Annotated in this window: 19 protein-coding genes and 2 pseudogenes; 6 read left to right on the forward strand and 15 right to left on the reverse strand. The window is 73.0% G+C overall.

The window, feature by feature from the left end; translation table 11 throughout:
- Positions 1 to 8: 8 nt before the first annotated feature.
- From ABZV94_RS09085 to ABZV94_RS09125, 9 genes and pseudogenes are all read right to left on the reverse strand, one after another.
- On the reverse strand, positions 9 to 1607 hold the full coding sequence (locus ABZV94_RS09085; protein ID WP_356338762.1) for a carboxyl transferase domain-containing protein: 1599 nt from the start codon (positions 1605 to 1607) through the stop codon (positions 9 to 11).
- Entirely contained in the window at positions 1604 to 3280 is a 1677-nt protein-coding gene (locus ABZV94_RS09090) for an acyclic terpene utilization AtuA family protein (protein ID WP_356338764.1), read from the reverse strand. The genes ABZV94_RS09085 and ABZV94_RS09090 overlap by 4 nt, the downstream gene beginning before the upstream one ends.
- Positions 3277 to 4071 carry a TIGR03084 family metal-binding protein gene (locus ABZV94_RS09095; protein WP_356338766.1) on the reverse strand — a complete coding sequence of 265 codons (795 nt, stop codon included), beginning with the start codon at positions 4069 to 4071 and terminating at the stop codon, positions 3277 to 3279. The genes ABZV94_RS09090 and ABZV94_RS09095 overlap by 4 nt, the downstream gene beginning before the upstream one ends.
- Positions 4072 to 4198: 127 nt before the next feature.
- Positions 4199 to 5911, reverse strand: coding sequence for an NAD-dependent malic enzyme (locus tag ABZV94_RS09100; RefSeq protein ID WP_356338768.1), 1713 nt, complete (start codon positions 5909 to 5911; stop codon positions 4199 to 4201).
- A 119-nt stretch (positions 5912 to 6030) separates the two neighbouring features.
- Positions 6031 to 6972 (reverse strand): EamA family transporter, encoded by a 942-nt coding sequence (locus tag ABZV94_RS09105; protein ID WP_356338770.1) that lies wholly within the window; start codon positions 6970 to 6972, stop codon positions 6031 to 6033.
- A 111-nt stretch (positions 6973 to 7083) separates the two neighbouring features.
- Positions 7084 to 7500 (reverse strand): annotated as a pseudogene (locus ABZV94_RS09110) (hypothetical protein); the annotation flags it as partial.
- Positions 7440 to 8555, reverse strand: a complete 1116-nt coding sequence (locus ABZV94_RS09115; RefSeq protein ID WP_356338773.1) for a peptidoglycan bridge formation glycyltransferase FemA/FemB family protein — start codon at positions 8553 to 8555, stop codon at positions 7440 to 7442. The pseudogene ABZV94_RS09110 and the gene ABZV94_RS09115, both read right to left, overlap by 61 nt.
- A gap of 140 nt (positions 8556 to 8695) precedes the next feature.
- Positions 8696 to 9463 carry a metallophosphoesterase family protein gene (locus tag ABZV94_RS09120; RefSeq protein WP_356338775.1) on the reverse strand — a complete coding sequence of 256 codons (768 nt, stop codon included), beginning with the start codon at positions 9461 to 9463 and terminating at the stop codon, positions 8696 to 8698.
- The gene (locus tag ABZV94_RS09125; RefSeq protein ID WP_356338778.1) at positions 9460 to 12342 is read right to left on the reverse strand and encodes an FAD-binding and (Fe-S)-binding domain-containing protein; all 2883 of its coding nucleotides are present in this window, start codon (positions 12340 to 12342) and stop codon (positions 9460 to 9462) included. The genes ABZV94_RS09120 and ABZV94_RS09125 overlap by 4 nt, the downstream gene beginning before the upstream one ends.
- A 156-nt stretch (positions 12343 to 12498) precedes the next feature.
- On the opposite strand from ABZV94_RS09125, the gene serC reads away from it, so the two are divergent.
- Complete coding sequence (serC, locus tag ABZV94_RS09130; RefSeq protein ID WP_356338780.1) at positions 12499 to 13617, forward strand: phosphoserine transaminase; 1119 nt, start codon at positions 12499 to 12501, stop codon at positions 13615 to 13617.
- A gap of 82 nt (positions 13618 to 13699) precedes the next feature.
- On the opposite strand, the gene ABZV94_RS09135 is transcribed toward serC, so the two are convergent.
- Together ABZV94_RS09135 and ABZV94_RS09140 are read right to left on the reverse strand one after the other, a co-directional pair.
- Positions 13700 to 15268, reverse strand: a complete 1569-nt coding sequence (locus ABZV94_RS09135) for an alpha/beta fold hydrolase (RefSeq protein ID WP_356338783.1) — start codon at positions 15266 to 15268, stop codon at positions 13700 to 13702.
- A 182-nt stretch (positions 15269 to 15450) separates the two neighbouring features.
- Entirely contained in the window at positions 15451 to 16428 is a 978-nt protein-coding gene (locus ABZV94_RS09140; protein WP_356338784.1) for a WD40 repeat domain-containing protein, read from the reverse strand.
- Between the two features lie 122 nt (positions 16429 to 16550).
- Here ABZV94_RS09140 and ABZV94_RS09145 point away from each other — a divergent pair, with 122 nt between their 5' ends.
- From ABZV94_RS09145 to ABZV94_RS09155, 3 genes and pseudogenes are all read left to right on the forward strand, one after another.
- Positions 16551 to 17234: a GDSL-type esterase/lipase family protein gene (locus tag ABZV94_RS09145; RefSeq protein WP_356338786.1), complete on the forward strand. Its 684-nt coding sequence runs from the start codon at positions 16551 to 16553 to the stop codon at positions 17232 to 17234.
- Between the two features lie 32 nt (positions 17235 to 17266).
- Positions 17267 to 17479, forward strand: a pseudogene (locus ABZV94_RS09150) (hypothetical protein); the annotation flags it as partial.
- Positions 17480 to 17509: 30 nt separating this feature from the next.
- A complete protein-coding gene (locus ABZV94_RS09155) occupies positions 17510 to 18505 on the forward strand; it encodes an aldo/keto reductase (RefSeq protein ID WP_356338788.1) in 996 nt (331 codons plus the stop codon).
- 157 nt (positions 18506 to 18662) lie between these two features.
- On the opposite strand, the gene thpR is transcribed toward ABZV94_RS09155, so the two are convergent.
- Positions 18663 to 19235: an RNA 2',3'-cyclic phosphodiesterase gene (gene thpR, locus ABZV94_RS09160; RefSeq protein ID WP_356338790.1), complete on the reverse strand. Its 573-nt coding sequence runs from the start codon at positions 19233 to 19235 to the stop codon at positions 18663 to 18665.
- A gap of 40 nt (positions 19236 to 19275) precedes the next feature.
- Here thpR and ABZV94_RS09165 point away from each other — a divergent pair, with 40 nt between their 5' ends.
- Positions 19276 to 19821 (forward strand): GNAT family N-acetyltransferase, encoded by a 546-nt coding sequence (locus tag ABZV94_RS09165; protein WP_356338792.1) that lies wholly within the window; start codon positions 19276 to 19278, stop codon positions 19819 to 19821.
- A 347-nt stretch (positions 19822 to 20168) separates the two neighbouring features.
- Here ABZV94_RS09165 and ABZV94_RS09170 read toward each other — a convergent pair whose 3' ends face one another.
- Both ABZV94_RS09170 and ABZV94_RS09175 read right to left on the reverse strand, forming a co-directional pair.
- Positions 20169 to 21515 (reverse strand): MFS transporter, encoded by a 1347-nt coding sequence (locus ABZV94_RS09170; protein ID WP_356338794.1) that lies wholly within the window; start codon positions 21513 to 21515, stop codon positions 20169 to 20171.
- Positions 21516 to 21541: 26 nt separating this feature from the next.
- Positions 21542 to 21979 carry a MarR family transcriptional regulator gene (locus ABZV94_RS09175; RefSeq protein ID WP_103809784.1) on the reverse strand — a complete coding sequence of 146 codons (438 nt, stop codon included), beginning with the start codon at positions 21977 to 21979 and terminating at the stop codon, positions 21542 to 21544.
- Between the two features lie 155 nt (positions 21980 to 22134).
- Between ABZV94_RS09175 and ABZV94_RS09180 the strand changes: the two genes are divergently transcribed.
- Complete coding sequence (locus tag ABZV94_RS09180) at positions 22135 to 22317, forward strand: ribbon-helix-helix protein, CopG family (protein WP_356338796.1); 183 nt, start codon at positions 22135 to 22137, stop codon at positions 22315 to 22317.
- Positions 22318 to 22327: 10 nt separating this feature from the next.
- Here ABZV94_RS09180 and ABZV94_RS09185 read toward each other — a convergent pair whose 3' ends face one another.
- Entirely contained in the window at positions 22328 to 23779 is a 1452-nt protein-coding gene (locus ABZV94_RS09185) for an NCS2 family permease (RefSeq protein WP_356338798.1), read from the reverse strand.
- Positions 23780 to 23839 lie beyond the last annotated feature (60 nt).

Here is a 23839-nt window from a genome sequence, read left to right on the forward strand (position 1 = left end):
GGGATCCCTCACATCCGGAAGACGCCGAAGCCGCCGCGCGCGCCCTCGTAGGGCGCGGTGTGCAGGGCGGAGAGGCACAGGCCGAGCACGGTGCGGGTGTCGCGCGGGTCGATGACGCCGTCGTCGTACAGCCGCCCGGACAGGAACATGGGCAGCGACTCGGACTCGATCTGCTGCTCCACCATGGCGCGCAGGGCCGCGTCCGCGTCCTCGTCGTACGGCTGCCCCTTGGCCGCGGCCGACTGCCGGGCGACGATCGACAGCACGCCGGCGAGCTGCTGCGGGCCCATGACGGCGGACTTGGCGCTGGGCCAGGCGAACAGGAACCGGGGGTCGTAGGCCCGGCCGCACATGCCGTAGTGCCCGGCGCCGTACGACGCCCCCATGAGGACCGACAGGTGCGGGACCCTGCTGTTGCTGACGGCGTTGATCATCATCGCGCCGTGCTTGATGATCCCGCCCTGCTCGTACTCCCTGCCGACCATGTAGCCGGTGGTGTTGTGCAGGAACAGCAGCGGGATGTCGCGCTGGTTGGCGAGCTGGATGAACTGGGCGGCCTTCTGCGACTCGGCGCTGAACAGGACGCCCTGGGCGTTGGCCAGGATGCCGACGGGGTAGCCGTGCAGGGCCGCCCAGCCGGTGACCAGGCTGGTGCCGTACAGCGGCTTGAACTCGTCGAAGTCGGAGCCGTCCACGATCCGCGCGATGACCTCGCGCGGGTCGAACGGGATCTTCAGGTCCCCGGGGACGATGCCCAGCAGTTCCTCCGGGTCGTACGCGGGCGGCTCGGCCGGGCCGGGGTCCGGGTACGCCTTGCGGTGGTTGAGGCGGGCCACGACCCGGCGGGCCTGGCGCAGCGCGTCCGGCTCGTCCAGGGCGAAGTGGTCGGCGAGGCCGGACACGCGCGCGTGCATCTCGGCGCCGCCCAGCGACTCGTCGTCGCTCTCCTCGCCGGTCGCCATCTTCACGAGCGGCGGACCGCCGAGGAACACCTTCGCGCGCTCCTTGACCATGATCACGTGGTCGGACATGCCGGGGATGTAGGCGCCGCCCGCGGTGGAGTTGCCGAAGACGACGGCGATGGTCGGGACGCCGGCGGCCGACAGCCGGGTGAGGTCGCGGAAGATGGCGCCGCCGGGGATGAAGATCTCCTTCTGGGACGGCAGGTCGGCGCCTCCCGACTCCACCAGGCTGATGCAGGGCAGCCGGTTGGCGAGCGCGATGTCGTTCGCGCGCAGGGCCTTCTTCAGGCTCCACGGGTTGCTGGCACCGCCGCGCACGGTCGGGTCGTTGGCGGTGATCAGGCACTCCACGCCCTCGACCACGCCGATGCCGGTGACGAGGGAGGCGCCGACGGGGTAGTCGCTGCCCCAGGCGGCGAGCGGGGACAGTTCGAGGAACGGGGTGTCGGGGTCCAGCAGCAGCTCGATGCGCTCGCGGGGCAGCAGCTTGCCGCGCGCACGGTGCCGCCGCACGTACTTCTCGCCGCCGCCGGCGAGCGCCTTGGCGTGCTCGGCCTCCAGTTCGGCGAGCTTGGCGAGCATGGCCTCGCGGTGGGCCCGGTGGTCGGGGCCGGTGGGGTCGAGAGCGGTCCGCAGAACCGTCACAGCAGAGTCTCCGGGATGTCCAGGTGGCGGGAGCGCAGCCATTCGCCGAGGGCCTTGGCCTGCGGGTCGAAGCGGGCCTGCGCGGCGACTCCGGCGCCGAGGATGCCCTCGACGACGAAGTTGAGCGCGCGCAGGTTCGGCAGCGGGTGCCGGGTGACGGGCAGGTCGCGGGCCTCGGGCAGCAGCTGCCGGAAGGCGTCGGTGGTCAGCGTGTGGGCGAGCCACCGCCAGGCCTCGTCCGACCGCGCCCACACCCCCACGTTGGCGTTGCCGCCCTTGTCCCCGCTGCGCGCCCCGGCGACCAGCCCGAGGGGCGCCCGGCGGGTCGGACCGGGCGGGAGGGGTTCCGGGAGGGGCGGGGGCGGTACGGCGTCGAGCGGCCGGGTGTCCTGGGGCGGCGGCACGGGGACACGGCGTCCGTCGTGGAGGACGGCCCTGTGGTCTACGTCCCCATGGGGCACGTACACATCCTCGAAGACCCCATAGGGGGCGCCCTTTCCGGGTGGGGACAGCACATGGAAGCCGGGGTAGCTGGCGAGGGCGAGTTCCACGGCGGCCCCGCTGAGCGCCCGCCCCACGACCCGCTCGTCCGGGTCCCGGACGACGAGCCGCAGCAGCGCGCTGGCCGTCTCCTCGGTGTCCGCGTCCGCCCGGTCGGTCCGCACCAGGTCCCACCGGACCTCCCGCGGCGGCGACTTGGCGAGCGCGTCGGCGAGCTGCTCCCGCACCAGGGCCGCCTTGGCCTCGATGTCGAGTCCGGTGAGCACGAAGACGACCTCGTTGCGGAAGCCGCCGAGCCGGTTGACCCCCACCTTGAGCGTGGGCGGCGGCGCCTCCCCGCGCACCCCCTCGATCCGCACCCGGTCCGGCCCGTCCTGGCTCAGCCGTACGGTGTCCAGCCGGGCGGTGACATCGGGTCCGGCGTAGCGGGCGCCGCCGGTCTCGTACAGCAGCTGCGCGGTGACCGTGCCCACGTCCACGAAGCCACCGGTGCCCGGGTGCTTGGTGATCACGCTGGTGCCGTCGGCGTGGACCTCGGCGAGCGGGAAGCCGGGACGCCGTACGTCCCCCTCGCCGAAGAACGCGTAGTTGCCGCCGGTGGCCTGGGTCCCGCACTCCAGCACATGCCCGGCGACGACGGCGCCGGCGAGGCGGTCCAGGTCCGCCGGCCCCCATCCGAAGTGGGCGGCGGCGGGGCCGGTGACGAGCGCCGCGTCGGTCACCCGGCCGGTGACCACCACGTCGGCGCCGGCCCGCAGGCACGCGGCGATGCCGAAGCCGCCGAGGTAGGCGTGGGCGGCCAGGGCTCCCGGGTGGGCGGCGGTCAGATCGTCGCCCTCGACGTGCGCGACCCTGACGGGGATGCCGAGCCGGTCCGCCGACTGCCGTATCCGGTCGGCGAGTCCGGCCGGGTCGAGGCCGCCGGCGTTGGTGACGATCCGCACACCGCGTTCGTGGGCGAGGCCCAGGCAGTCCTCCAGCTGGCGCGGGAAGGTGCGGGCGTACCCGGCGGCCGGGTCCTTCAGCCGGTCGCGGCCGAGGATGAGCATGGTGAGTTCGGCGAGGTAGTCGCCGGTGAGAACGTCGACCTCACCGCCGGTGAGCATCTCGCGCAGGGCGTCCGCGCGGTCGCCGTAGAAGCCGGAGAAGTTGCCGATGCGCAGCGGGTTCACCGGGCGGTCCCCCTCGGCGGGCGGCCGGTGCCGGGCGGGCCCGCGAAGGCCTGGGCGATGCCGAGCCAGCGGTCGGCGTCCGGGCCGGTGGCCGTCAGCGCGAGGTCGTCGCGGTGGGCGCGCTGGGTGACCAGGAGGCAGAAGTCGAGGGCGGGGCCGGTGACGCGCTGGGCGGCGCGCGCGTCGCCGTACGCCCACACCTCACCGGAGGGCGCGGTCAGTTCCACCCGGAACTCCTCGGCCGGAGGGGTCAGTCCGTGGACCCCGAAGGCGAAGTCGCGGGTCCGCACCCCGAGCCGGACCACATGCCGGAGCCGGTCGGTGGGTGGGCGCACCACACCCAGGGCGTCGGCGATGTCCAGCCCGTGGGCCCAGGTCTCCATCAGTCGGGCCGTTGCCATGGAGGCGGCGGACATGGGCGGGCCGTACCAGGGGAAGCGGGCGCCGGGCGGTGCGTCGCGCAGGGCCCGGTCGAGGGCGGCACGCCCGTCGCGCCAGGTGGCCAGCAGTGCGGCGGGCGGCAGCACGGCGCCCTCCTCCGCTCCCTCGTCCACGAAGGAGCCGGGTGCGGCGAGTGCCTTCTCGACCAGTGCCTGGAAGGCGCCGGTGTCGGTGACGGCCAGCAGGGCCGAGCGGTCGGTCCAGGCGAGGTGCGCGACCTGGTGGGCGACGGTCCAGCCGGGAGCGGGGGTGGGCAGGGCCCACTGCCGCGGGCTCAACTCCGCGACCAGCTCGTCGAGTTCGTCGCTCTCGGCGCGCAGGTCGTCGATGACGGGCGTCGGGTCGGCCATGGGGGGGAGCATGGCAGCGGCGACAGAAACAATCAAGCGTGCTTGCATGAATTGAGGTGGCGCACGGGAGCCCGCGCGCGGGCGAGGGCGGTCCGGGCGGATCGGCTCGCTCCGCCCGGACCGGAGGTCACACCGCTTCCACCGGCGGATACACCGGCTCCCAGCGGGCCGCCCGTACCGCCGCCTCGACGTCGTCCAGGCCGGCCCGGGCGACGCCCTCCTCCACCGCCGCGCGCGCCACGGCCACGGCGACGGCCTCCGAGGTGGCGCGCAGGTCGCGGATCGGTGGGAGGACCGGCGCGTCGGCGCGGGCGACCTCCGTGTCACCGGTCCGGCGGGCCACCGCGTCGGCCGCCGCGCGGAGCATGCGGTCGGTGATGCGGGAGGCACGGGCGACGATCGCGCCGAGGCCGAGGCCGGGGAAGACCAGCGCGTTGTTGGCCTGGCCGATCTCGTACGTCGTCCCGTCCCGCTCGACCGGGGCGAAGGGACTGCCGGTGGCGACCAGGGCCTTGCCGTCGGTCCAGTCGAGCAGGTCGGCGGGGGTGGCCTCGGCGAGGTCGGTCGGGTTGGACATGGGCAGGATGATCGGGCGCTCGGTGTGCCGGGCCATCTCGCGGACCAGCTCCTGCGTGAAGGAGCCGCCCTGGCCGGAGGTGCCGATCAGGATGGTCGGGCGGACCCGGCGGACCACCTCGTCCAGCGGGATGCCGGGCAGGTTCTCGTCCCGGCGCCAGCCGTCGGTCTCGTCGGCCGGGCGGGCGTACGGCTTCTGCACGTCCCGGAGCTGGTCGCCCTGGTCGGTGGTGAGCAGGCCGTAGCGGTCCACGCACCAGAAGCGGGCGGTGGCCTGCTCGGTGGACAGGCCCTCGGCGATCAGGGCGTCGCGCAGCTGGTCGGCGACGCCGATGCCGGCGGTGCCGGCGCCGAAGACGACGATCCGGTGCTCGGTCAGGGGCATGCCGGTGGCGCGGACGCCGGACAGGACGGCGGCGAGGTTGACGGCGCCGGTGCCCTGGATGTCGTCGTTGAAGGTGCAGACCTGGTCGCGGTAGCGGTCGAGGATGCGGCGGGCGTTGGCGGTGCCGAAGTCCTCCCAGTGCAGCAGGGCGTGCGGGAAGAGCCGCGTCGCGGTGGTGACGTAGGCGTCGATGAAGGCGTCGTAGGTCTCGCGGTCGGCGCGGGGGTGGCGGTTGCCCAGGTAGAGGGGGTTGTCGAGGAGTTCCTGGCGGTTGGTGCCGACGTCGAGCATGACGGGGAGGGTGCGGCGCGGGTCGATGCCGGCGGCGGCCGTGTAGACGGCGAGCTTGCCGACGGCGATGTCGATGCCGCCGACGCCCCAGTCGCCGATGCCGAGGATGCCCTCGCCGTCGGTGGCCACGATCAGGTCGACGTCGTCGGCGCCGAGGCCGTGGGCGCGCAGGGAGCGTTCGATGTCGCCGGGGGCGTCCACGGAGAGGTAGACGCCGCGCGGCCGTCGGTACTCCGTGCTGTAGCGGCGGATCGCCGTGCCCACGGTGGGGGTGTAGACGATGGGCAGCATCTCTTCGAGGTGGTCGCCGACGAGCCGGTAGAACAGCACCTCGTTACGGTCGTGCAGCGCCGTCAGGTACACGCTCCTGGCCAGGTCGCCCGGCTGGTCCCGGAACTGGCCGTAGGCGCGTTCGGCCTGCTCGTCCTGGGTGAGCACGCGCGGCGGCACCAGCCCGACGAGATCGAGGGCGCGGCGCTCCTCGTCGGTGAAGGCGGTACCGCGATTGATCCGGGGATCGGCGAGAACGGCCCGCCCCCGGGCGGTGACCTTCAGCGGGCTGGGGTGGGTGTCACGAGCGTCGGTCACGAGATCCGCCTTTCCCTCCGTCTTCGCCCATTCAGGCCACACAGAGAGTGTGCGGGAGGGGAGCGGGATGCGCAGGGTGAGCGGGGAGCGGTCCTGGGGAACCGGTCGGCCGTCGGGCGTCAGGCCTCCGGTGCCCGCAGGCCGGGCTTCCGGGACGTCTGGGTGCGCACGGCGCCGATCGTCGCCGCTATGACGAGGGTGATCGCGGCGGCCTCGGTGGGGGTGAGGGACTGGCCGAGGATCAGGAAGCCGGCCGTGGCCGCGATGGCCGGTTCCAGGCTCATGAGGATGGCGAACGTCGGGGCCGGCAGCCGGCGCAGGGCCAGCAGTTCGAGGGTGTAGGGCAGGACCGAGGAGAGCAGGGCCACCGCCGAGCCGAGGGCGGCGGTGGTGGGGTTCAGGAGCCGGGTGCCGGACTCGGCGATGCCCAGGGGGAGGAAGAGGAGGGCCGCGACCGCCATGGCCAGCGCCAGTCCGTCCGCCTGCGGGAAGCGGCGGCCGGTACGGGCACTGAAGACTATGTAGGCCGCCCACATGGCGCCCGCGCCCAGGGCGAAGCCGACACCCGCGGGGTCCAGATCGCCGAAACCTCCGCCGCCGAGCAGGAAGACACCGGCGAGGGCCAGGCCGGCCCAGAGGGCGTTGATCGCCCGGCGGGAGGCCAGGACGGACAGGGCCAGGGGACCCAGGACTTCGAGGGTGACCGCCGGGCCCAGCGGGATCCGGGCGACCGCCTCGTAGAACAGGCCGTTCATGGCGCCCATGGTGATGCCGAAGACGATCACCGTGCCCCAGTCGGCCCGGGAGTGGCCGCGCAGCCGGGGCCGGCAGACCAGCAGGAGCACGACGGCCGCCGCGAGCAGGCGGAGGGTGACGACGCCCAGGGCGCCGGCCCTCGGCATCAGCGTGACCGCGAGGGCGCCGCCGAACTGCACCGAGATGCCACCGGCCAGCACGAGCCCTACGGGTCCGAGTGAGCCGAGCCGGCCGCGCGGGGCGGAGGGGTGCTTGCCGTCACCGGAGGTGGTCGGGGTCGGCGTGGTGCTGAGGGGGGCGGTCACGAGCGGTCCTGGGCTTGATCGGGTTCGTGCATCTGGATGTACTACCAGGTCCAGGGTAATGGACTTGGACAGGTGCGTGAACCCTTGACGGGACTGTCCCGGATCCTGGGATCAGGTGCCCGGCCACGCCTCCTCGTCCCGGAACAGCGGACGGCCGTCCGGCAGCGCCGAGGGCACGTGTCCGGGGGCGTATGCGGGGGCGTGCGGCGCGGGGTACGTCGGGGCGTACGCCTCATGCCCGTACGCGTACCCCTTCCCGTACGCGTCCACCGGCGCCGGTGCCCCCCGCTGTTCCTCCCACAGCGGCAGGCGCAGTTCCCCGGTGTCCAGCGCCGCGTTGTTCTGCGAGCGGTGCAGCCGGGCGTAGGCGCCGCCCCGGGCGAGGAGTTCGTCGTGGCGGCCGGTCTCCACGACGCGGCCCCGGTCCACGACGAGCTGGGAGTTCCACGAAGAACCTGAGAGCGGCCTCAGCGGCGGGCCAGATAGAGGTCGAACGCCTTGTGCAGCAGCCGGTTCAGCGGGAAGTCCCACTCCCCCACGTACTCGACGGCCTCACCGCCCGCGCCCACCTTGAAGCGGAGCAGACCGAGCAGGTGGTCGGACTCCTCCAGGGTGTCGGTGATGCCCCGGAAGTCGTAGACGTGCGCGCCGAGTCCGTGGGCGTCGCACATCATCCGCCACTGCATGGCGTTGTTGGGCTGCACCTCGCGCCTGCGGCTGGTGGAGGCGCCGTAGGAGTACCAGACGTGCCGGCCGACGATCAGCAGGGTGGCCGCGGCGAGGACGTCCCCGTCGTGGTGGGCGAGGTAGAGCCGCATCCGGTCGGGATGCTCCGCGGTGAGCGCGTTCCACATGCGCTGGAAGTACGGCAGGGGGCGCGGGACGAAGCGGTCGCGCTCGGCGGTCTCGGTGTAGAGGCCGTAGAAGACCGACAGGTCCTCCGCCCCGCCCCGGACGATCTTCACGCCCGCCTTCTCGGCCTTCTTGATGTTGCGCCGCCACTGCTGGTTGAGCCCGCGGTGGATGTCCTTTAGGGACCGGTCCTTCAGCGGGACCTGGCACACGTACCGGGGCTGCCCGGCGGCGAACCCGCTCCCGCCGGGCTCGGTGCGCCGCCAGCCCATGCCGCGCAGCCGCTCGGCGAGGTCCAGCCCCGGCTCGCACGACGTCGCCGGTACGTCGCGCAGCCGGCGCGCCGAGGGGTCGGCGATGGCGTCCTTGACCGCCTCCGGGCTCCACCGCCGGGCCACCACGGGCGGCCCCATCTTCACCGAGAAGGCGCCCCGGGCCTTGAGGTGGGCCAGCAGAGGCTCCAGCCAGCGCTCCAGGCCGGGCGCCTCCCAGTCGATGACGGGCCCTTCGGGGAGGTAGGCCAGGTACCGCTTGACCCGGGGCAACGGCCGCAGCAGCACCAGCCCGGCCCCCACGAGCCGCCCGTCCGCCTCGAACCATCCGAGGCTCTCGGCCCGCCAGTCGGGTTTCACGTCCCCCCACGACGGCACCTGCATGGGGCTGACCGAGGGCCGCTCCGCCACGAAGGCGAGATGCTCGGCACGGGTGAGGGGACGGAGGGTGAGCGACATGGGCGGGGCTCCTTCGAGGACGGGGCCGGCCCCTGTGGCGAGGCCGGGACTGCGGCGGTGGGGACGCCGGCGCGCGTGACGGTGCCGCTGTGCCGCTGACGACGCCGCCTGCGTCCGTGAAGATCGCGGGTGTTCTCACCCTACGAAGCGTCCCGCCCGTCCTTCGGTCCCCACGCCTCCAGCACGTCCGTGTCCGTCGCCCGGGCGTACAGGAAGTAGTCGGCCCACGCGGCGATGTCCGGGTAGGCGCACTCCCGGGTCAGCCGGGCCACCGCGGCCGGTATGTCGTACGGCGTCACGCGCAGGTCGGTGCCGGGGCCGAGGAGGCACCAGTGGGCGCCGGGGCGGCCGTAGGGCATACCGACGCTGCCGGGGTTGACCACCAGGCGGCCGTGGGCCAGGCGGACGTAGGGCATGTGGGTGTGGCCGCAGACGACGGTGCCGACGCCGGGCGGCAGGGCGGCGAAGACCTCCGCCCAGCGGGCCGGGCGCGAGTCGACCAGCACCAGTTCCTCGTCGTCGCGCGGGGTGGCGTGGCAGAAGAGGACCGGGCCGAGGCCGCGCACGCGCAGGGTGCGGGTGCGCGGCAGGGCGGCCAGGAAGTCGACCTGGTCCGGGCGCAGCGCCCGGGCGGCGTACGGGCCGATGGGGTCCGGGATCTCCGTGCGTTCGCCCCGCCGGTACTCCACCAGCTCCCGGTCCGCGTTGCCGCCGATCCACAGCACCCGGTCGCCCAGCCGGCGCAGCAGGTCCAGTACCTCGGCCGGCTGCGGGCCCGCCGCGATGTCCCCGGTGAGGACGATCCGCTCGGCGGCGGCCACCTCCGGCTCCGCCAGGACCGCCTCCAGGGCGGGCAGCACGCCGTGGATGTCGGAGAGGACCGCCAGGCGGGTGTACTCCTCGCTCACTCGGCACCTCCCGCCGGGGAGTCCAGCGCCTCGGCCAGGACCTCCGCCAGGTGCCGGCCCCGGACGCCGGCGAGCTGCTCCAGCTGGGTGCGGCAGGAGAAGCCGTCCGCCAGGATCACCGTGTCCGGCGGCGCCTGCCGTACCGACGGCAGGAGCTGTTCCTCCGCGCAGGCCCGGGAGACCTCGAAGTGGCCCTTCTCGAAACCGAAGTTGCCCGCCAGCCCGCAGCAGCCTCCGCTCAGGTCACCGGTCAGGCCGGCGGCGGCGCGCAGCCGGCGGTCGGGGGTGTCGCCGAGCACCGCGTGCTGGTGGCAGTGGGTCTGGCCGGCGACCGGGCGGCCGACGGCGGGCGGGGTCCAGTGCGGGGCGTGCCGTTCCAGGGTCTCGGCAAAGGTGCGGACGGCGGCGGACAGCCGGGCGGCGCGCGGGTCGTCGGGCAGGAGGTCGGGGAGGTCGGTGCGGAGGGCGGCGGCGCAGCTCGGTTCCAGGACGACGACCGGGACCCCGGCCCGCAGCACCGGTTCCATCAGGTCGAGCGTGCGGCGCAGGACCGTGCGGGCGCGGTCCAGCTGGCCGGTGGAGACGTAGGTCAGTCCGCAGCAGACCCGGCTCCGGCGGGCGGCGAGCAGCGCGGTCGCCGCCCTGGTCCTGCCGTCCGCGATCGCTCCCCGGGGCAGCAGCAGCGTCGGAGGCAGGGCCACCCGTAGCCCGGCGGCCTCCAGCACCCGCACGGCGGCCCGGCCGACCGACGGCGCCAGATGCTCGGTGAAGGTGTCCGGCCACAGGACGACCAGGTTCCCGGCGCCCTTGGCGGGCACCCGGCCGCGCCACCACGCCGTGAACGTCTGTGCCGCCAGGCGCGGGATCTCCCGTTCCGGTGTGATCCCGGCCAGCCGTTTGCCGAGACCGGCCAGCGGGCCTGTCCGGGCCAGGGCGTTGACCAGCGGAGCCGTCTTCGTGCGGGCGGTCCAGCGGAGCCATTGCGGGAGCCGGCCCAGGGTGTGGTGGGCGGCGGGGCGACGGCGGCCGGCGTAGTGGTGGTGCAGGAACTCCGCCTTGTAGGTGGCCATGTCGACGCCGACCGGGCAGTCCGAGCGGCACCCCTTGCAGGACAGGCACAGGTCGAGGGCGTCACGGACCTCCGGGGAGCGCCAGCCGCCGGTGATCAGCTCGCCCGCGAGCATCTCGTGCAGCAGCCGGGCCCGGCCGCGCGTGGAGTGCTCCTCCTCGCCGGTGACCCGGAAGGAGGGGCACATCACGGCGGGGCCGGCCGCCGTGGTCGTACGGCACTTGGCGACGCCGACGCAGCGGCGGACGGCCGCGGTGAAGTCGCCGCCGTCCGCCGGGTAGCCGAAGGCGACGTCGACCGGGCGGGCCGGCAGCACGGAGAAGCGGAGGTTCGCGTCGAGCGGGGCCGGGCGCACCAGCATGCCGGGGTTGAGCAGGTCGTCGGGGTCCCAGACCGCCTTGGCCCGCTCGAAGAGCCGCACCGTCTCCGCGCCGTACATGCGGGGCAGCAGTTCGGCGCGGGCCTGCCCGTCGCCGTGCTCCCCGGACAGCGAGCCGCCGTGGGCCACCACCAGGTCGGCCAGTTCCCCGGAGAAGCGGCGGAAGCGGCCCACACCGGCCTCGGTGAGCAGGTCGAAGTCGACGCGGACGTGGATGCAGCCGTCACCGAAGTGGCCGTAGGGCGTGCCCCGCAGGCCGTGGGCGGCGAGCAGAGCGCGGAAGTCGCGCAGGTAGGCGCCGAGCCGGGCGGGCGGCACCGCGCAGTCCTCCCAGCCGGGCCAGGCCTCCGTGCCGTCCGGCATCCGGGTGGCCGTGCCGGACGCGTCCTCGCGGATGCGCCACAGGGTCCGCTGGTCCGCCGGGTCGGTGACGACCAGCGCGGACACGACGTCGGCGGCGCGCACGGCCTCCTCCGCCCGCGCGCGTGCCTCCCGCGCCGTCCGCCCGCCGGTCTCCACGAACAGCCAGGCGCCTCCCCGGGGCAGCCCGGCACCGGCCGGCACCAGGTCGGCGGCCATGCCCTCCACCGTGAGCGGCCGCAGCGGCAGCAGGCCGGCGGCGGCCTCCGCGGCGGCGCTGTCGTCGGTGTACGCCAGCACGGCCAGGGCACGTGCGCGCGGCGCCTCGACCAGGCGGACCACCGCCTCGGTGAGGAGGGCCAGGGTGCCCTCGGAGCCGCAGAAGGACCGGGCGACGTCGGCGCCCTTCTCGGGCAGCAGCGCGTCCAGCGCGTACCCGGAGATGCGGCGGGGCAGGTCCGGGAATCCGGTGCGCAGCCGGGCCAGTTCGCCGTCGGCCAGCTCCCGCAGCCCGTCCGGGGCGCCCGCCCAGCCCGGTCCGAGCCGCAGCCGCTGCCCTCGCGCGGTGATCACGGACAGCTCGCGCACGCTGTCCGCGGTGGTGCCCCAGGCGACCGAGTGGGAGCCGCACGCGTTGTTGCCGATCATCCCGCCGAGCGTGCACCGGCTGTGCGTGGACGGGTCGGGGCCGAACCGGAGTCCGTGCGGGGCTGCGGCCTCCTGGAGCCGGTCCAGGACGAGGCCCGGCTGGACGACGGCCGTCCTGCTGCCCGGGTCCAGCTCCACCAGGCCGTTCATGTGCCGGGTGAAGTCCAGCACCACGCCGGTGCCGGTCGCCTGCCCGGCGATCGACGTGCCCCCGCCGCGCGCCACCACCGGCACGCCACGCGCGCGGCACACCTCCAGCACGGCGGCCACGTCGTCGGCGTCCCTGGGCGCCACGACCCCGAGGGGGACGCGCCGGTAGTTGGACGCGTCCATGGTGACCAGCGCCCGGCTGGTGGCGTCGAAGCCGACCTCGCCCCGGACGGCCCCGCGCAGCTCCGCTTCCAGACCCGAGTGATCCGTCATGCGTCCAGGATGCATCCCGTCACGCTCGGTCACCGAGCTTTGTCCACAGGCCCGCCCCTATCGTCGTACAACCTCACAAGTCCACGTCCCGGTGATCTCGTCTCATCGGACGGACACGTCTCCACGTCGCTTTCCGCCACGGGCTAACCTCGTGCCGTGGCCGACATCCAGATTCCCGCTGACATCAAGCCCGCCGACGGACGTTTCGGCGCTGGCCCCTCCAAGGTGCGCACCGAGGCGCTGGACGCCCTCGCCGCCACCGGCACCTCCCTGCTGGGCACCTCCCACCGGCAGGCGCCGGTGAAGAACCTGGTCGGCAAGGTCCGCGAAGGCATCTCCGAGCTGTTCTCCCTCCCCGAGGGCTACGAGGTCGTGCTCGGCAACGGCGGCTCGACCGCCTTCTGGGACATCGCCACGCACGGCCTGATCGAGAACAAGTCGCAGCACCTGAACTTCGGCGAGTTCTCCTCGAAGTTCGCCAAGGCCGCGGGGCTCGCCCCCTGGCTGGCCGAGCCCACCGTCATCGCCTCCGAGCCCGGCACCCACCCGGAGCCGCGGGCCGAGGCCGGCGTCGACGTGTACGCCTTCACCCACAACGAGACCTCCACCGGTGTCGCCATGCCGATCAGGCGCGTGGCCGGCGCCGACGAGGGCGCGCTCGTCCTGGTGGACGCCACCTCCGGCGCGGGCGGCCTCCCGGTCGACATCGCCGAGACCGACGTCTACTACTTCGCGCCCCAGAAGTCCTTCGCCTCCGACGGCGGCCTGTGGATCGGCGTCTTCTCCCCGGCCGCGATCGAGCGCGCCGAGCGGGTCCACGCCTCCGGCCGGCACGTCCCGGAGTTCTTCTCGCTCCCCACGGCGATCGACAACTCCCGCAAGAACCAGACGTACAACACCCCGGCCCTCGCCACTCTCTTCCTGCTGGAGCAGCAGCTGGAGTGGCTCAACGGCCAGGGCGGCCTCGCCTGGTCCACGGCGCGGACGAAGGACTCCTCGACCCGGCTGTACTCCTGGGCGGAGGAGTCCAAGTACGCCACCCCGTTCGTCTCGGACCCGGCCAAGCGCTCGCAGGTCATCGGCACGATCGACTTCTCCGACGAGATCGACGCCGCCGCCGTCGCCAAGGTGCTGCGCGCGAACGGCATCGTGGACACCGAGCCGTACCGCAAGCTCGGTCGCAACCAGCTGCGCATCGCGATGTTCCCGGCGATCGACCCGGCGGACGTCGAGGCGCTGACGAAGTGCGTCGACTACGTGATCGAGAGGCTCTGACGTCTCCCGTACGACGACGAAGGGCGCCCGGTGCATGCCGGGCGCCCTTCTCCGTCGATCCGACGGCGCGTCGGTCAGCGGGTCACCGGCCCGGGACCGGTGACGGCTTCACGCCGAGGCCCTGCCTGCCGGACGGCTCGCAGGTGACGTCCCGTGCCGGGAGCCTGCCGGTGCTCAGGTAGGCGTTGACCGCCCTGTCGGCGCAGGAGCGCGGGTCGCCGCCGTAGACGCCGTGGCCCTCGCCGCCCTTGACGTACACCATGCGGGAGCCCTTCAGGGCGCGGTGCATGCCGAGGCCGCTGGCCAGGGGGGTCTGGGAGTCCCACTGGTTCTGGACGGTCAGCACGGGGACCCTGTTGTCGACCCTGGTGACGGGCTCGACCGGCCTGTCCCAGAACGCGCAAGGGGTGATGTTGGAGCCGAAGTCGCCGTAGAGCGGGTACGTGGCCTTGTCCCGGATCGCGTCGCGCCGGTACTGCTCCGGGTCGTGCGGCCAGGCCGCCGTGTCCCCGCAGACCACCGACCAGAAGGCGGCGCTGCCGTTGTCCGCCGGAGGCTGTGCGGCGCCGGACCCGGCCTTCGCGGAGGCCCAGCGGGGTGACGGCCGGGCGCCGGGCGGCAGGAGGGAGTGGCGGGAGGAACCGCGGCCGGCCGCGGCCTTCTTGAGTTCGGCCACCGCCTCGGCCGCGTACTTGGGCGAGAAGAACACGGGGCGCAGCCCGGCGCGGATGTCGTCACCCGTGAACTTCTGGCCGCCGTCGTCGATGGGCGTGCGGTCGGCGCGGGCGACCAGGTCCCAGAAGGTCTTGCGCACCTGGGCCGGGGTGGTACCGAGCTTGTAGGTGCGGTGGTGCCGCGCGGTCCACTTCGTCCAGCGGGTGAACGCCGGCTCGGTGCCCGAGGCCCAGATCTGGATCATGCCGCGCCAGACCCGGGCCGGGTCGACGGAGCTGTCCAGCACGAAGCGGTCGGTGCGCTCGGGGAACATCTGCGCGTAGACGGCGCCGAGGTACGTGCCGTAGGAGTACCCCAGGTAGGAGAGCTTCTTCTCGCCCAGGACGGCGCGGATGACGTCCATGTCCCGGGCGGTGTTGCGGGTGGTGATGTACGGCAGCTTGTCGCCGCTCCTGGCACGGCACTTGTCGGCGACGGTCCGGGCCCACGTGACGTCGCGGCCGAACGTCTCCGCCTTGTAGGGGTGCTCGGAGTTCTGCTCCGCCTCCGTGAGGCCGCAGGTCACCGGGGTGCTCCGGCCCACACCGCGCGGGTCGAAGCCGATGAGGTCGTACCGCTCGCGGACCTTCCCGGGCAGCATGTCCTTCATCACGGCGGGCATGTCCAGGCCCTCGCCGCCCGGGCCGCCGGGGTTGAAGAGGAGCGCGCCGTGCCGCTTGCCGGGGACGCCGGTCCTCAGCCGGGAGACGGCCAGCTTGACGGTCTTGCCGTCGGGGCGGCTGTAGTCGAGCGGGACCTTGATGGTCGCGCACTGGAACGCGGCGGGCTCCGACGCGTCGCATCTGTGCCACGCGGGCTTCTGGGTCTCGAACCTCCCCAGCGGGTCCGCGGCGGAGGCCTGCGCCGGGGCGAGGGCGGGGACGAGGGTCGCCGTGATCCCCACGGCGAGCACGGGTGCCAAGCGTCCTATCCGCACGATGGACGTTCCTTTCCGTCAACTTACGGGTCGGAACGACGATTTCGTGCCGGGTGGGGCGCTCGAATCCATCTGGGAGGCAGAGTTGCTCCACCTCCCGGTGGACAGGGAAATGGACCTGCGGAGGAGAACCGCGACGCGCTGATTTCCGTCCGCCCTCCGCGGGGGCGGTCGTGGTGCGCTCAGCCGCGCCGCAGCCGCCGCAGGCCGAACAGCGCCGCCACGCCGACCGCGACGACCACGGCGCCGACCTTGAGGCTCCCGCCGCCCCCCTGGTCCGTCGAGCCGCCGGAACTCCCGCTCGCGGACGGGGACTTCGCGGCGGGGCGGTCCGGGGCGTCGACCGCCTGCACGGCGCTGCCCGCGCCCTCGCTGCCGTACATCAGCTTGGTGCCGTCGGCGGAGTACGTGACGGACTCGCCCTGCCCCTGCAACGGGACGTCCAGGCGCTCCTCGCGCTTGATCCGGCCGCCGTTCCAGCGGTACAGGATGCCGCCGAAGTAGCCGCGGACGGCGAGGTCCCGGCCGTCGGGGGAGAACGCGGCGTCGGTGGCCCAGAGGTCGACGGCGGCGATGGGCTTGAAGACGTTCGCACCCGAGGTGGAGAGGGCGGCCGGACCCTCGTACAGGTGCCCGCCGTCCTCCTTCTTGTCGATGATGTAGACACGTCCGGTCTTCGGGTGTACGAGCAGGGACTCGGCGTCGCGCGGCCCGTCGGAGTACTTCACGACGTACTGCGTGGCCGTGACCGTCTGGTCCGTGAGGTTCTTCGGCTCGGGCAGCCGGTAGATCCAGACGTAGGGCCACTTGCCGCCGAAGTTGTCGCCGATGTCACCGACGTAGATCTCGTTGTGCGGCCCGATGGAGACGGCCTCGACGTCGCGCGGGGAGCCGATGCCGCGCAGGGTGATCCGGGCGACGGTCTTCCCGGTCGCGCTGTCCACCGCGTAGAGGTACGGCCCGTCGTCGCTGTCGTTGTGCGTCCAGTAGATGCCGGGGTGCAGCCGGGAGGCGGCGAGCCCGCTGGACTCGGTGATCCGCGGGTCCTTGAGGGTGAACCCCTGGTCACCCGCCCCGTCGGCGGTTCCGTCGGCGGAGGCGGGCAGCGCGCAGGCACCGGCGAGCAGGACCCCGGCGAGGACGGCGAACGATCGACGCATGCCCCAAGCCTGCCATCACCGCCGGGGGTTCAGCGCACACGGCCGCCGGGAACCGCGGGACGTGGCCCGCCTCACAGCCGCCTCCGGCCCCATGCGTCACGGAGATCGTCCATCATGACCGGATGCTTAGGTTCATGCCCGTGGGCGACTCCATGACGATCGGGAGCGCGGGCGAACACACATGGCGTTACCGGCTGTGGCAGCACCTGTGCGTGGCGTACGGCGGCCCGTTCACCTTCGTCGGGCCGCGCGAGACGCTCTACGACAAGCAGGCCGACGCCCCGACCTCCCTCGCCTACGCCGAGCCCGGCTTCCCGCGCGCCCACCTCGCGGGCTGGGGCGAGGGCTGGCTGCACATGGCCCCCCTGATCGGCGACGCGGTGCGCGCCCACCGCCCCGACGTCCTCCTGGTCTCGCTGGGCCTGATCGACCTCGGCTTCTACACGAACGCCGAGCAGACGGCGGAGAACGTACGGGCCTTCGTCGCGGGCGCCCGGGAGGCGGACCCGCGCATCCGGATGGTGCTGCTGCCGGTCATCCCGAACATCCGGGCGGCGGCCGACACGTCCTTCGCCGAGCAGGTCGACCGGTTCAACGTGCTGCTCGCCAAGGCGGTGGCCGACCTGGACGAGCCGCGCTCGCCGCTCCTGCTGGCCTCGCCGCCCGAGGGGTACGACATCCACACCGACACCTACGACGGCACGCATCCCAACGCGCGCGGGGAGCACCTGATAGCCGAGGCGTTCGCGGGGGCGATGCGGGAGGCGTGGGGGGTCGGACAGGTGTACGCGGCGGGAACAAGCTGACCGGAAACCGGCGTCGCCTCGTGCGTCCAGACGCCATCGCCGAGGTCCCCGTCCACCTCGTCGCCGACCCCTACCAGGGCCGGTGCCATGTCCACACCGACCCCAAGGACGGTGACTACGCCGTGAGCACGCGGGTGGACTTCGGCACCGACATCGACCTGACCGGCACCGTGGTCGGCCTCGTCCTCGCGACCGGGGACTTCCCCCGCGAGTGGCCCGCCCACCGCCCGAAAGCCCTTGCGTAGAGCGCACTCCAAGCCGTTGGCTTGTGGACCATGGAGTACACGCAGCTCGGACGCACGGGACTCAAGGTCAGCCGACTCGTCCTCGGGACGATGAACTTCGGTCCGCAGACCGACGAAGCCGACAGCCACGCGATCATGGACGCGGCGCTGGACGCGGGCATCAACTTCTTCGACACGGCCAACGTGTACGGCTGGGGCGAGAACAAGGGCCGGACCGAGTCCATCATCGGCAACTGGTTCGCCAAGGGCGGCGGCCGGCGCGAGAAGACCGTCATCGCCACCAAGGTGTACGGCAACATGGACGCGGACGGCGCGGCCGTCTGGCCCAACCACGACAAGCTCTCCGCGCTGAACATCCGGCGCGCGGTGGACGCCAGCCTGAAGCGGCTGCAGACCGACTACATCGACCTCTACCAGTTCCACCACATCGACCGGAACACCCCGTTCGAGGAGATCTGGCAGGCGATCGACGTCCTCGTCCAGCAGGGCAAGATCCTCTACGCCGGCTCCAGCAACTTCCCCGGCTACAAGATCGCCCAGGCCAACGAGATCGCCGCCCGCCGCGGCGGCACCATCGGCCTGGTCAGCGAGCAGTGCCTGTACAACCTGGCCGAGCGCCGCGCCGAGATGGAGGTCATCCCGGCAGCGCAGGACTACGGCCTCGGGGTCATCCCCTGGTCGCCGCTGCACGGCGGCCTGCTGGGCGGGATCATCAAGAAGGAGGTCCAGGGCGGTCGCCGCGCCTCCGGCCGGGCCGCGGACACCCTCAAGGACCCGGCGGCCCGCGCGCAGATCCAGGCCTACGAGGACCTGCTCGACAAGCACGGCCTGGAGCCCGGCGAGGTCGCCCTGGCCTGGCTGCTGACCCGTCCCGGCGTGACGGGCCCGATCGTCGGCCCGCGCACCGCCGGACAGCTGGAGTCGGCACTCAGGGCGGTCGAGCTGGAGCTCGGCGAGGACCTGCTGGCCGGCCTGGACGAGATCTTCCCGGGCCCGGGCCCGTCCCCGGAGGCGTTCGCCTGGTAAGCGCCCGAGGGCGCGGCGGGGCCGCACACGGCATGCGGTCCCGCCGCGCGGGCGCGACCGCTACCTGACAGCCGACGCCAACGCCACCACCACGAACATCAACACAAGCGCACCGGCCATGATCCGGTTCCGGGTTTTCGGGTCCACGTATGCGAGACTAACCGGCCCCGCCCAGCGCCCACCGCTCGACCACCTCGTACCGCGGCTGCTCCCCCGGCACCCCCGACGTCGGCAGCCGGCTGCGCACCAGCACCAGGTCGGCCACGGTCCACGTGCCGCTGACGAACTCCGCGAGGCCCGTCACGTACGGCCGTACGTCGACCGCGTCCCGGCTGCGGGCCAGCGTCAGATGGGCCTTGTAGCGCCGGTGCTCCCCCATCGGCACCCCGGCCTTGCGCGCCGCCGCCTCCGCCCGGTCGGCCAGCAGCCGCAGCGCCTCCACGTCCCCCCGGGCGCCCGTCCACAGCGCCCGTCCCCGGCCGAACTGGCCGCCGCCCGCGAGCGAGAGCGGGAAGGGATCCGTGCGGTGGGCGGCGCGGGCCAGGCGGTCCGACAGGGCGGGTACGACGTCGTCGGCGACCTCGCCGTAGAACGCGAGGGTGAAGTGCCAGCCGGGGCGCTCGGTCCAGCGCAGCCGGCCGGAGCCCGGCAGCCGCCTCAAGCGGGCCACCTCCGCGGCGAGTTCCTCCACGACGTCCCCGGGGGGCAGTACGGCGGCGAAGAGTCTCATGCACCTCACGATCCCAGACCCCGGCGGGCATGATGGGGCCATGGCGATCACCATTCGAGAAGGCGTCCCCGCCGACCTGCCCGCGATACTCGGCATGCTCGACAGCAGTGTGGAGTGGCTCGTCTCACAGGGGCGGACCGGCCAGTGGGGCAGCGAGCCGCTGTCGGAGCACCGCAAGACGGTGGAGGCGGTCGCCCGCGCCATGGACGAGGGCACCACGTACATCGCCGAGGTGGACGGCGTACCGGCCGCCACGCTCACCCTCACCGACGGGCCCGGCGCCTACCTGTCCCACCTTCCGCCGCCCGGCGAGCCCGAGCGGTACATCCACTGGCTCGCCTCCGACCGCCGCTTCAAGGGGCGGGGCGTGGGCAGCGCGCTGCTCGCGCACGCCGCCGAGGTGACCCGGCGGGCCGGGGTGGGCCTGCTCCGGGTGGACTGCTACGCGGGCGGCGACCGCGGTCTCGTCGCCTACTACGAGGCCAACGGCTTCACCCCGGTCCACACCTACACCCACGGCCCGGACGCCTGGTCCGGACAGGTACTGGCCCGCAGGGTCGACCAGGACCCTCCGATCGGACGCTGACCAGGCCGGCCGGCAGACTCACGCGCCGTTCCCCGCCGCCCTGCTCGCCCACCCCGGCGAGATACCCCGGCGGGCCGACGCGAGCCTGGGGCGACGGCCGGCGCCTCGCCGACCACAACGAGGCCAACGGCTTCACCCCGGTGCACACCTGCACCCACGGCCCGGACGCCTGGCCCGGACAGGTACTGGCCCGCAGGGTCGACCAGGACCCTCCGACCGGACGCTGACCAGGCCGGCCGGCAGACTCACGCGCCGCTCACCGCCCGCGACGAGCCCATGGATCCCCCCTCCCGCGCACCCGCGACCGGGGCTCCCCGGGGACACCCTGCCGAAGCCGGCCGGCAGGCTCACGCGGCGGTCGCCAGCCGCTCCCGTTCGCGCGGCACGAACCGGACCCGCGGATGGCCGTGGTACCAGCCCACCGACAGGCGCAGGCCGCCGATGCGGGCCAGGGCCAGGCCGATCGCCCCGGCCGCCGCCGCCGACACCACACCACCGGCCGCGAAGCCGATCCGGGCGCCGTAGGTGTCGGTGATCCAGCCGACCACCGGCGCGCCCAGCGGCGTGCCGCCCATGAACACCATCATGAACAGGGCCATCACCCGGCCGCGCATGGCCGGGTCGGTGGCCATCTGCACGGCGGTGTTCGCGGTGACGTTCACGGTCAGCCCGAAGACCCCGATCGGGACCATGAGCAGCGCGAACAGCCAGTACGACGGCGCCACCGCGGCCACGGTCTCCAGCGTGCCGAAGGCCAGCGCGGCGGCGATCAGGACGCGCAGCCGGGCCGTACCGCGCCGCGCGGCCAGCAGGGCGCCGACCAGGGAGCCGACGGCCATCAGGGTGTTGAAGAGGCTGTAGGCACCGGCTCCGGCGTGGAAGACGTCGTCCGCGTAGGCGGACAGCCACACCGGGAAGTTGAAGCCGAAGGTGCCGATGAAGCCGACCAGGACGATCGGCCAGATCAGCTCCGGCCGCTTCGCCACGTACCGCAGGCCCTCGCGCAGCTGGCCCTTGCCGCGCGGCGCGCGCTCGACCACGTGCAGCTCGCGGGCGCGCATCAGCAGCAGTCCGGCGATCGGCGCGGCGAAGGACAGGCCGTTGGCGAGGAACGCCCAGCCGGTGCCCACACCGGTGATCATCAGGCCGGCGACGGCGGGGCCGACGAGCCGGGCGGACTGGAAGTTCGCCGAGTTCAGGCTGACCGCGTTCTGCAGCTGCTCGGGGCCGACCATCTCGGAGACGAAGGACTGCCGGGCCGGGTTGTCGAGCACCGTGGCGAGGCCGACGGCGAAGGCCGCGAGATAGACGTGCCAGACCTGGACGTGGCCGGAGAGGGTCAGCGCGGCGAGCGCGAGACCGGTGAGGGCCATGGCGGTCTGGGTGGCCAGCAGGGTGGGGCGCTTGGGCAGACGGTCCACGAGGACACCGCCGTACAGACCGAACAGCAGCATGGGCAGGAACTGCAGGGCCGTCGTGATGCCGACGGCCGCGGAGGAGCCGGTGAGGCTGAGGACCAGCCAGTCCTGGGCGATGCGCTGCATCCAGGTGCCGGTGTTGGAGACGACCTGGCCGATGAAGAAGAGGCGGTAGTTCCGGATCTTCAGCGAGCTGAACATCGAGGACTTGCGGGAAACGGGGGTGGTGGGGGTGGTCGGTGCGGGGGCGGAAGGTGCTCCGGATCCCGTACTCAAAGGGTTCGCCTCCTCGGATGGTGCGCTTACAGGTGTGCGAGTTTCTCCAGCACGGGGGCGGCGGCGCGCAGCGTGGCCCACTCGTCCTCGTCGAGGCCGTCGGCCAGGCCGGCCAGGAAGGCGTTGCGCTTGCGGCGGCTCTCTTCGAGCATGGCCTCGGCCTGCTCGGTCTGGGTGACGACCTTCTGGCGCCGGTCCTCGGGGTGCGGCTCCAGCCGGACCAGCCCCTTGGCCTCGAGCAGCGCGACGATGCGGGTCATCGACGGCGGCTGGACGTGCTCCTTGCGGGCCAGTTCGCCCGGGGTGGCGGAGCCGCAGCGGGCGAGGGTGCCGAGCACCGACATCTCGGTCGGGCTCAGCGACTCGTCGACCCGCTGGTGCTTGAGCCGACGGGACAGCCGCATCACTGCGGAGCGGAGTGCGTTCACGGCGGCCGCGTCGTCGCCATGGGTAAGGTCCGGCATGTTCTTTAGCGTAACTCATTACTCTGGCTAAAGACCAGTCGGACGCGCCCAGGATGCCCGTGACGCCCGCCACTGAACCCTCTGATCACCCGTACGGGTGAGCCGGGTCCGGAAAGCGACGCACCGGGCCGCCGGATGTGGCGACCCTCGTACGCATGGGGACCAGTGTGCTCAGCCTGCGGATAGACGGGGAGCTGCTCGAGCGGCTCCGGCACCACGCGGCGAGAAGAGGAATGAGCGTCCAGGACTATGTCGTCCGGACGCTCATTCGGGATGACTTCGACGAGCGGTTCCAGGCCGCCGTCGAGGAGACGGAGAGGTTCTACGGCGTCACCTGACGCCCGCCGGTCAGGTCAGGCCCAGGGCCGGCATCAGGTAGTAGAAGGCGAAGACCGCCGAGACGACGTACATCGCCACCGGGATCTCCCGGGCCCGCCCGGCGGCCAGGCGCAGCACCGTGAAGGTGATGAAGCCCATGCCGATACCGTTCGTGATCGAGTAGGTGAACGGCATCATCAGCATCGTCACGAACGCCGGGATCGCGATGGTGTAGTCGGCCCAGTCGATCTCCTTGACGGAGTTCGACAGGATCAGGAAGCCGACCGCGACCAGCGCCGGGGTGGCCGCCTGGGACGGGACCATCGTGGCGATCGGGGTGAGGAACAGCGCGACGGCGAACAGACCGCCCGTGACGACGTTCGCGAAGCCGGTACGGGCACCCTCGCCGACGCCGGCCGTGGACTCCACGAAGGCGGTGGTGGCCGAGGAGGAGCTGGCACCGCCCGCCGCGACCGCGAGGCCGTCCACGAAGAGGACCTTGTTGATGCCCGGCATGTAGCCCTCGGCGTCCGTCAGCTTGGCCTCGTCGCTGATGCCCATGATCGTGCCCATCGCGTCGAAGAAGCACGACAGCAGGACCGTGAAGACGAAGAGGATGCCGGTCAGCACGCCGACCTTGGAGAAGCCGCCGAACAGGCTCACCTTTCCGACCAGGCCGAAGTCCGGGGTGGCGAGCGGGTTGCCCGGCCACTTCGGGACCGTCAGGCCCCAGGACGGGATCGTGGCGACCGCGTTGATGATCACCGCGAGGACGGTCATGCCGACGATGGAGATGAGGATCGCGCCCGGCACCTTGCGGACGATCAGCGCGAAGGTGAGCAGTGCGCCCAGGATGAAGATCAGCACCGGCCAGCCGGTGAGGTGGCCGCCGGTGCCCAGCTGGACCGGCACGGTGGTCTGGGCGGCGTCCGGCATGCGGGTGACGAAGCCGGAGTCGACCAGGCCGATCAGCATGATGAACAGGCCGATACCGATGGAGATCGCCTTGCGCAGGCCGAACGGCACGGCGTTCATCACGCGCTCGCGCAGCCCGGTGGCGACCAGGAGCATGACGACGAAGCCGGCGAGGACGACCATGCCCATGGCGTCCGGCCAGGACATGCGGGGGGCGAGCTGGAGGGCGACGACCGAGTTCACGCCGAGGCCGGCCGCGAGCGCGATCGGCACATTGCCGATGACGCCCATCAGCAGCGTGGTGAACGCGGCCGTCAGCGCCGTCGCCGTCACCAGCTGGCCGTTGTCCAGGTGGTGCCCGTACATGTCCTTCGCGCTGCTGAGGATGATCGGGTTCAGCACGATGATGTACGCCATCGCGAAGAAGGTGGCGAAACCGCCACGGACCTCGCGGGCGAGGGTGCTGCCGCGCTCGGAGATCTTGAAGTAGCGGTCGAGGGCGCCGTACGCGGGCGCGCCACCCGGCTTTTCGGGGGTGGGGGCCTTGGCGGGTGCCGAGGTGGACATGCGGGACCTCATCACCAGCGGGGTTCCCCCGAGCCCCGTTGGAGTTTCCTACGATCAGAA

Source organism: Streptomyces sp. NPDC004658, from assembly GCF_040609555.1.
GTDB lineage: Bacteria > Actinomycetota > Actinomycetes > Streptomycetales > Streptomycetaceae > Streptomyces.

Bases quoted from the DNA above. Each gene is read 5' to 3' on its own strand.
- ABZV94_RS09095 (WP_356338766.1), bottom strand. From the start codon at position 4,071: ATGGCCGACCCGACGCCCGTCATCGACGACCTGCGCGCCGAGAGCGAC.
- ABZV94_RS09115 (WP_356338773.1), bottom strand. From the start codon at position 8,555: ATGTCGCTCACCCTCCGTCCCCTCACCCGTGCCGAGCATCTCGCCTTC.
- ABZV94_RS09125 (WP_356338778.1), bottom strand. From the start codon at position 12,342: ATGACGGATCACTCGGGTCTGGAAGCGGAGCTGCGCGGGGCCGTCCGG.
- ABZV94_RS09140 (WP_356338784.1), bottom strand. From the start codon at position 16,428: ATGCGTCGATCGTTCGCCGTCCTCGCCGGGGTCCTGCTCGCCGGTGCC.
- ABZV94_RS09145 (WP_356338786.1), top strand. From the start codon at position 16,551: ATGCTTAGGTTCATGCCCGTGGGCGACTCCATGACGATCGGGAGCGCG.
- ABZV94_RS09155 (WP_356338788.1), top strand. From the start codon at position 17,510: ATGGAGTACACGCAGCTCGGACGCACGGGACTCAAGGTCAGCCGACTC.
- thpR (WP_356338790.1), bottom strand. From the start codon at position 19,235: ATGAGACTCTTCGCCGCCGTACTGCCCCCCGGGGACGTCGTGGAGGAA.
- ABZV94_RS09165 (WP_356338792.1), top strand. From the start codon at position 19,276: ATGGCGATCACCATTCGAGAAGGCGTCCCCGCCGACCTGCCCGCGATA.
- ABZV94_RS09175 (WP_103809784.1), bottom strand. From the start codon at position 21,979: ATGCCGGACCTTACCCATGGCGACGACGCGGCCGCCGTGAACGCACTC.
- ABZV94_RS09180 (WP_356338796.1), top strand. From the start codon at position 22,135: ATGGGGACCAGTGTGCTCAGCCTGCGGATAGACGGGGAGCTGCTCGAG.
- ABZV94_RS09185 (WP_356338798.1), bottom strand. From the start codon at position 23,779: ATGTCCACCTCGGCACCCGCCAAGGCCCCCACCCCCGAAAAGCCGGGT.